This is a genomic window from Rhizobium sp. CB3060, from assembly GCF_025200735.1.
In the GTDB taxonomy this organism is placed as follows: Bacteria; Pseudomonadota; Alphaproteobacteria; order Rhizobiales; family Rhizobiaceae; genus Rhizobium.
Window position 1 is genome coordinate 3,783,183 of the sequence record NZ_CP104158.1, and the last position, 6,818, is coordinate 3,790,000.

Sequence of the window (6,818 nt, forward strand, 5' to 3'; positions counted from 1 at the left end):
ATAGCACAGTGCCTTTTGCGATTTTTCGCGGCGGAACACGTGTGGGAACATGACAAATAGGGGGGTTCCGGTAAAAAAATTATGAAGTGTTGCAAAAAAATACCCTCCGCCTTGCTACTTTAAGCGGTAAGTGCGCAAAAATACCATATTTTGCGCAACTAAAGGACGGTGTCTCCAGACACTCGATGGGCGAAATGACCATTCGGACGGTTTGTTATGGGAAATAAGGGGAGAGGTTTGCGCGAACCCTATCCCGCGGTGTTGCACCGCGGTCGTCGGGAACAAAGGGCGTAGCCGTGATCGCTTCGTAAGCGCGGATATACACCTTTGAGGTCTGCTCGATCAGGTCGAGCGGAATTTCGGGTATCTCGTCCTTGTAAGGATCGCACCGCTCGGTCACCCAGGCGCGGACGAAATCCTTGTCGAAACTTGCGGGGCGCGCGCCCCTTTCGAAGCTGTCTTGGTAACTGTCGGCCAACCAGTAGCGGCTGCTGTCCGGCGTATGAATTTCGTCGGCAAGAAGGATGTTGCCGTTTTCGTCGGTGCCGAACTCATATTTCGTGTCGACGAGGATCAGCCCCCGTTTGCGGGCAATCTCCTGGCCGCGGGCGAATAAAGCCAGCGCGTAATCCGATAATGTCTGCCATTGCTCCTTCGTCAGGAGTCCATGCTCGATGATTTGCGCCGGCGTCAGCGGTTCGTCATGGCCGCCGTCGAATTCCTTGCTGGTCGGCGTGATGATCGGCTCCGGCAGGATCTGGTTGTCGCGCATGCCGTCCGGCAGCGTGATGCCGTACATCTCGCGCTGACCTTTCTTATAGAGCGTCAGGATCGAGGTGCCGGTGGTGCCGGCAAGGTAGCCGCGCACGACAACCTCCACCGGCAGGATGTTCAGCCGCTTGCCGACGACGACGTTCGGGTCGGGATAGGCGATGACGTGATTCGGGCAAATGTCCTTCGTCGCCTCGAACCAGTAGCGGGCTGTCTGCGTCAGCACCTGTCCTTTATAAGGGATGCAGGTGAGGATGCGGTCGAAGGCGCTCAGCCGATCGGTGCTGATGATGATGCGGCTCCCATCCGGCAGGTCATAATTTTCGCGCACCTTGCCGCGGTAACAATTGGGCAGTTCCGGAAAATGGGCTTCGGAGAGAATTCGCAACATAGTCACCAGTAGGCTCGTGCATCCGCCCGGCGGACGCTTCATGGTTGGACCCTTAACGCATAATGCCGAAAATCGGAATCGATTTTCGGACGGGATCATCGTCATCCGTTCAGCGCGGCTGCGCCCTCAGATCCAGAACCAGCCGATCAACGCGAGCGCCAGGCCATAGCTGAAAATGGTCAACAGCCAGCCGGCACGCAGGAAGTCGGTGAAGCGATAGCTGCCGATGCTCATGGTTAGCGTATTGTTGTGATGGCCGAAGGGCGTGATGAAATCGAGCGAGGCGCCGGCCGCGACGGCAATCAGATAGGCGTTGGCGGAATGCCCCGCCTTGGCCGCCAGTTCGAAGGCGACCGGCGTCAGCACGATGGCGACCGTGGCGTTGTTGACGAAAGGGGTGATCACCATCGCCAGGAACAGGATGAGCGCTACACCGAAAACCGGTCGCTCGATCGGCACGATCGTGCCGAGCCCGCCCGCCAGCATCTCCGCCGTCCCGGACGTCGCCACCGCGGCGCCGAGCGGGATCATCGCCGCCAGCATGATGATGATCGGCCAGTTGAGATCGGCGATCGCGGCGCGCAGGTTGATGAAGTTCAGCAGCGCCATCGCCAGGATGACGCCGGCAAACGCGATCTCGGGGCGAAGCAGACCGGTGGCGGCGACAAGCACGCCGCAGGCGAAAATGAAAAGCGGCCAGAAGGAGCGCAGCGGCGGTGTATGATCATAGCTTGCGGCCAGCGGCAGGCATTCGCATTCCTCCAGTGCTTCGGCGATGGCGTGTCTCGGCCCTTCCAGCTTGAGGATATCGCCGATCGACAGCGTAAGATCGTCGAAGCGCCCTTCGATGCGCGGCGAGCGCATGGAAAGCCCGGTTATCGCAACCCCTCGCGAGCGAAAAACCTCCAGCGATTGGATGCGCGAGCCGATCAGCGTGCTTTGCGGCATGACTACCGCTTCGCTGCGAATGAAATCGGATCCATAGGGGTCGGGATGGGATTCGAGCATCAGCACGCCTTTTGCCAAGAGTCGGTCGAACAGAACATCCGGCCCCTCGGCAAGCAGAATGTCGCCAGCCTCGATCGCAGTGCCTTCGACTGCGGGGACGAAGAGGCTGCCGCGGATCAGGGCATGCGGCTGAAGACCGAAGGCCCGGCGGCAGTCCACCAGCCGCTGCCCGACCAGGGGAGAGCCATGTGGTATACGGCGTTCGGTAATCATCTGCCGGTCTATGGCTTGGCCCGGCGCCGCATCCTCCTCACCTGATTTGGGAAACAGCCGCGGGACGGTTGCGGTAATCAAAATCACGCCGACGATGGCCACTGGCAGGCCGACATAGGCGAAGTCGAAGAAGTGGAAACCGTGTCCGGTCACCCTCAGCAGGGCATCGCTGACCAGAAGGTTGGCCGGCGTGCCGATCAGCGACACCAATCCGCCAAGGAGTGCCGAAAAGGAAATCGGGATCAGCAACTGTCGCCGCGGAATGGCGGTGACATCGGCAATGCGCAGCGCCACCGGCAGCGCTATGGCATAGGCGCCGATATTGTTCATGAAGATCGAGATGAAGGCCGTCAGTCCGGCAAGCGCTCCGATAATCACAGAGGTCGGCAGGTCTGTTGCAAGCAGGCGATCCGCCAGCGCGCCGAAAAGCTGCGCCCGCGCCAGCACCTGCACGATCAGCAGGATTTCGATCACGGTGATGACGACCGGGCTTGCGAGGCCGGAAAATACCCCTTCCGCCGGATAGAGGCCCAGCGCATATCCGGCAAGCAGCCCCGCGATCGAAACGACCTCGATCCGGAAACGGCCAAGACAAAACAGCGCCAGCATGAGGCCCAGAAGGATCAGCAGGGATGCTTGTTCGAACGTCATGGGCGGGTCCCGGAGATTCGCCAGGACCTAGAATGAACCAGCCTGCCGGTCCTGTACAGCCCCGGCACCGAACTGCCGTCAGGCAGGCTTGTTCCAGCCGCCGTTTCCTGCTTTTTCAAGAATCGGCGTCGAAAACACGCCAACGATCCGCTCGCCCCACGGCTTGCCGGTGGCATTGAGCCGCTCCCGCCAGCGCTCGGACTGCAGCATGGCCGCCCCGATCACGACAGGTTCGATGCCGCATGCGGCCAAAAGCTCCAGGCCGGAAACGATAGAGGCACCGCTCGAGATCACGTCGTCGATCAGCGCAACCCGTTTTCCCTGCAGGAGCGGCAGCATGCGCGGGTCTATATAAAGACGTTTTTCCTGGTTCGGCGTCGTAATGGAGGAAAGCGAAACCGACAGATCCTCGCGATACCAGAACTTACGCGAGGTGCCGAGCGGCACATAACGCTGATGGCCGAGGACCCGGGCAACCGCGCTTGCCAGCGTCAGCCCGAGGGTCGCCAGTCCGGCGACGACATCGACATCATGCGCGGCAATGCGCACGGCAAGCGCTTCGGCCAGCGCGTCCTGCACAGGAAAACTTGCCTGATTGATGATCAGCGAAGCGAGCGCATGGTCGCCATCGGCGAGCAGCCGGATCGGCAGGCGCAACTGCCGCCCATCGGGCAGTTCCGCCACATAGAAATCGCGGAATTCACTGATTGCATCAAAGCTTCGCGGCGGATCAATCTCCTGCCAGAAATCATGAGGCTGCATCGCGTCCGGCCTTCAGTCCATTTCGTCCGTTCTTTTCCATGCCCGCCCGGCGGCGAAGTCCGACAATCTCGGCTTCCGTCAGCGCCCGGACCGCGCCTTTCGCAAGGTCGCCGAGCGCGATGTCGCCAAAGGAGACGCGCACCAGCCGCAGACATTCTATGTCGAGAGCCTCCAGCATCCGCCGAATCTGCCGGTTGCGCCCCTCCCTGAGCTCGACTTCGATCCAGCCATTGCGGTCGCCACTGCGCAGCAGACGGGCGGAGATGGCCGTCAGAAGTTCGCCATCGTCGACGATCCCCCGTTCCATACGGCTCAAGAGCTCCTGGTCCATGATGCGGTTAACCTGCACATGATAGATCTTACTCACATGCGTGACAGGATCGAGCAGCGCCTGCGCCAGCACGGTATCATTGGTGAAGAGAAGCAGCCCTTCGCTTGCCTTGTCCAGCCGTCCGACCGGCGCTAGATGCCGGGCGTCGATATCCCTCAGACAGTCGTAGACCGTCGGCCGGCCCTCGGGATCGTCGCGTGTCGTCACCAGACCGCGCGGCTTGTTCAGCATGAAATAAAGCTTCTTTTCCGCCGAGATTTCGATGCCGTCGACGGCAATCCGCGCCCGGTCGAGATCGATCCAGGCAGCCGGATCGGTAATCTTGCGGCCATCGACTGTAACGCGGCCGGCAGCGATCAACCCTTCGGCCTGGGTACGCGAGCAATAGCCGAGCTTCGACAGCGCCCGCGGCAGGGTCACGCGCTTACCCTCCGCCTCCTGCCGGGCCTTCCCCGCCTTGCCCGATCTTTGCGGCGCACGCCTTTGGCTCACCCCGTTGCCTCGTCCTTGTTGTGTCGATGGTTAGGCGTACCGGCCCGATAAAGCATGAGGCCAATCCTTCGCACGACGAACGTCGCGACGCAAATCGCGTCAAAGGGAAACACACAGGAGAGACAGGGCTCGCGCCTTGTCAACGCGAGCCCTGCCGGCGGACCGGAGCGGCGATGGGTCGGGTGCGGCGGTGCCGGGGTAGCTGCCGCCGCCCGCTCCGGAGGGGGGCCGTCGCGGCGAAACCTGCATGGCGTCTGTTGCCGGAATTTTTCAGAATGGCGGAAATTTGTTACAGTTTGTATCACCGGCCGTTTCCCTGTTGTCAAAACCGCCCTTCGCCTCACATGGATGATCCATGGTTTCTGCATCGCTTCTTCTGGTCGAGGACGACCGCGAAATTCGGGCGCTTCTGGAGGAGTTCCTGAGCCGCGAGGGTTTTGCCGTCGAGGCGGTCGAAAGTGCCGCCGCCATGGATCGCGCGCTGGCCAGGGGTTTTCCCGATCTCATCATTCTCGATCTGATGCTGCCGGGCGAGGATGGCCTTTCTGCTTGCCGTCGCATACGGGCGCGCAGCCAGGTGCCGATCCTGATGCTGACGGCGAAGTCCGATGATATCGACCGCATCCTCGGCCTGGAAATGGGCGCCGACGATTATCTCGGCAAACCTTTCAATCCGCGCGAGCTTTTGGCGCGCATCCGCGCCATCCTGCGCCGCGCCGGCCCCGAACGCCCCGAGGAGGGCGGCGGTCCGCGCCGACGCAAGAGTTTTGCGGGCCTCATCGTCGATCTCGACGGCAGGGCGATCGAGATCGAAGGCGAGGGGCCGGTGCGCCTGACGACTGCGGAATTCGATCTGCTTGTCTGTTTCCTGGAGCGGCCGCGCCGGGTGCTGTCGCGCGACCAATTGCTGGACTGGACGCGCGGACGCGGCGCCGATCCTTTCGATCGCACCATTGACGTGACCGTCTCGCGCCTGCGCACCAAGCTTGCGCACTATTTGCCCGATGGCGCACAGGTCATCACTACCGTGCGCAATGCCGGCTACCTTCTGACCGTCGATGTGAGGGATGTCTGAACCATGCTGAAACTTGGTCTCGTTTCCCGCATCATCATGATCGTCGCCGTGGCGCTGTTCATTATCCAGCTCGCCGCCTTCGTTGCCGCCAGTTTGAAACCGGACTCGCCGCTCAGTCATCAGCTATCGCCGGCGATGCAGGTCAAGTCGGCAGTACGCCTCCTCGATGCCATTCCGCCCGAGGCGCAGGAGCAGGCCGTACGGGCACTGAACACTACCGGTCTGGATCTGCGCTTGGTCGATGCCGCGGCGCCCGCGCAAAGTGATGCAGCCGACCCGACGCTTGGCCGCAAACTGGCCCGCGAACTTGCCAATTTCGCGCTCGGCGACCGCTATTTCAGCCTGCGCTCGCTGCCCGAACGGCCGCAGGGCTGGTTTTCGGTCGGTGCTCCCGACCGGACGATCGAAGTGTCGATCGGCGTTGCCGGCGGCAAGGTTGCCGTCTTCAGCCTAGCCGATACGCCGACGGTGCGGCTGCGCGGTGTTCCCGTGGGTTTCATGGCCGGGCTTCTCGGCGTGTTGGTGGCGGTGATCGCGGTCGTCGCCGTGGCCCGCGAGACCCGGCCACTGACGCGCCTGTCGCGCACTGTCAATTCTATCGGCAAAGGCCTGCAACCGATTGATATTCCGGAACGGGGCGCTTGCGAACTGCGTATGCTGATCCGCGCCATCAATGGCATGCAGTTGCGCATCGCCGCCCTGATCAACAACCGCACCCTTATACTCGGGGCGATCTCCCATGATCTCAGAACCTATCTCACCCGTTTTCGTCTGCGCATGGAGATGATGCCGGATACGCCGCATCGCGAGCGGGCGATTGCCGATATCGAGGCCATGCAGCGGCTCGTTGAAGAGGCTCTGGGCCTTGCCCGCAGCACCGTCGTTTCCGGAGGAAGGGATATCGCCGATCTCAATGCGGCCGTTTGCGCGCTTGTCGCCGAGCGCCAGGACGGACCTGACCTCGTCTCGTTTTCACCGCTCGGACGAGAATTGGCGGTGACGATGCCGCAGACGGCGCTGGCCCGGGTGCTGGATAATCTGATCGACAATGCCCTGCGTTATGGCGGCAGGGCCGATATTTGTACTGAGCGCCGCGGTGATCATGCCGCCATTATCGTCGGCGA

General features: G+C 61.8%; 6 protein-coding genes (1 of these 6 only partly in view). 2 read left to right on the forward strand and 4 right to left on the reverse strand.

Going from position 1 to position 6,818, the window contains the following annotated elements; all coding sequences use genetic code 11:
• Positions 1 to 214 precede the first annotated feature (214 nt).
• The 4 genes from N2601_RS18160 to N2601_RS18175 form a co-directional block, all read right to left on the reverse strand.
• Positions 215 to 1,159 carry a phosphoribosylaminoimidazolesuccinocarboxamide synthase gene (locus N2601_RS18160; RefSeq protein ID WP_104824935.1) on the reverse strand — a complete coding sequence of 315 codons (945 nt, stop codon included), beginning with the start codon at positions 1,157 to 1,159 and terminating at the stop codon, positions 215 to 217.
• A 129-nt stretch (positions 1,160 to 1,288) separates the two neighbouring features.
• A complete protein-coding gene (locus N2601_RS18165) occupies positions 1,289 to 3,034 on the reverse strand; it encodes an SLC13 family permease (RefSeq protein ID WP_104821557.1) in 1,746 nt (581 codons plus the stop codon).
• Between the two features lie 78 nt (positions 3,035 to 3,112).
• Positions 3,113 to 3,796: a phosphoribosyltransferase gene (locus tag N2601_RS18170; protein ID WP_104821558.1), complete on the reverse strand. Its 684-nt coding sequence runs from the start codon at positions 3,794 to 3,796 to the stop codon at positions 3,113 to 3,115.
• A complete protein-coding gene (locus N2601_RS18175; protein ID WP_104821559.1) occupies positions 3,783 to 4,619 on the reverse strand; it encodes a pseudouridine synthase in 837 nt (278 codons plus the stop codon). Before N2601_RS18175 ends, N2601_RS18170 begins: the two co-directional genes overlap by 14 nt.
• 355 nt (positions 4,620 to 4,974) lie before the next feature.
• On the opposite strand from N2601_RS18175, the gene N2601_RS18180 reads away from it, so the two are divergent.
• Together N2601_RS18180 and N2601_RS18185 are read left to right on the forward strand one after the other, a co-directional pair.
• Positions 4,975 to 5,694, forward strand: a complete 720-nt coding sequence (locus tag N2601_RS18180) for a response regulator (RefSeq protein WP_104821560.1) — start codon at positions 4,975 to 4,977, stop codon at positions 5,692 to 5,694.
• 3 nt (positions 5,695 to 5,697) lie between these two features.
• Positions 5,698 to 6,818: the 5' portion of an ATP-binding protein gene (locus tag N2601_RS18185; RefSeq protein ID WP_104821561.1), read on the forward strand. It continues 229 nt past the right edge of the window; the window shows 1,121 of its 1,350 coding nt (coding positions 1-1,121); its start codon is at positions 5,698 to 5,700; its stop codon lies off the right edge, out of view.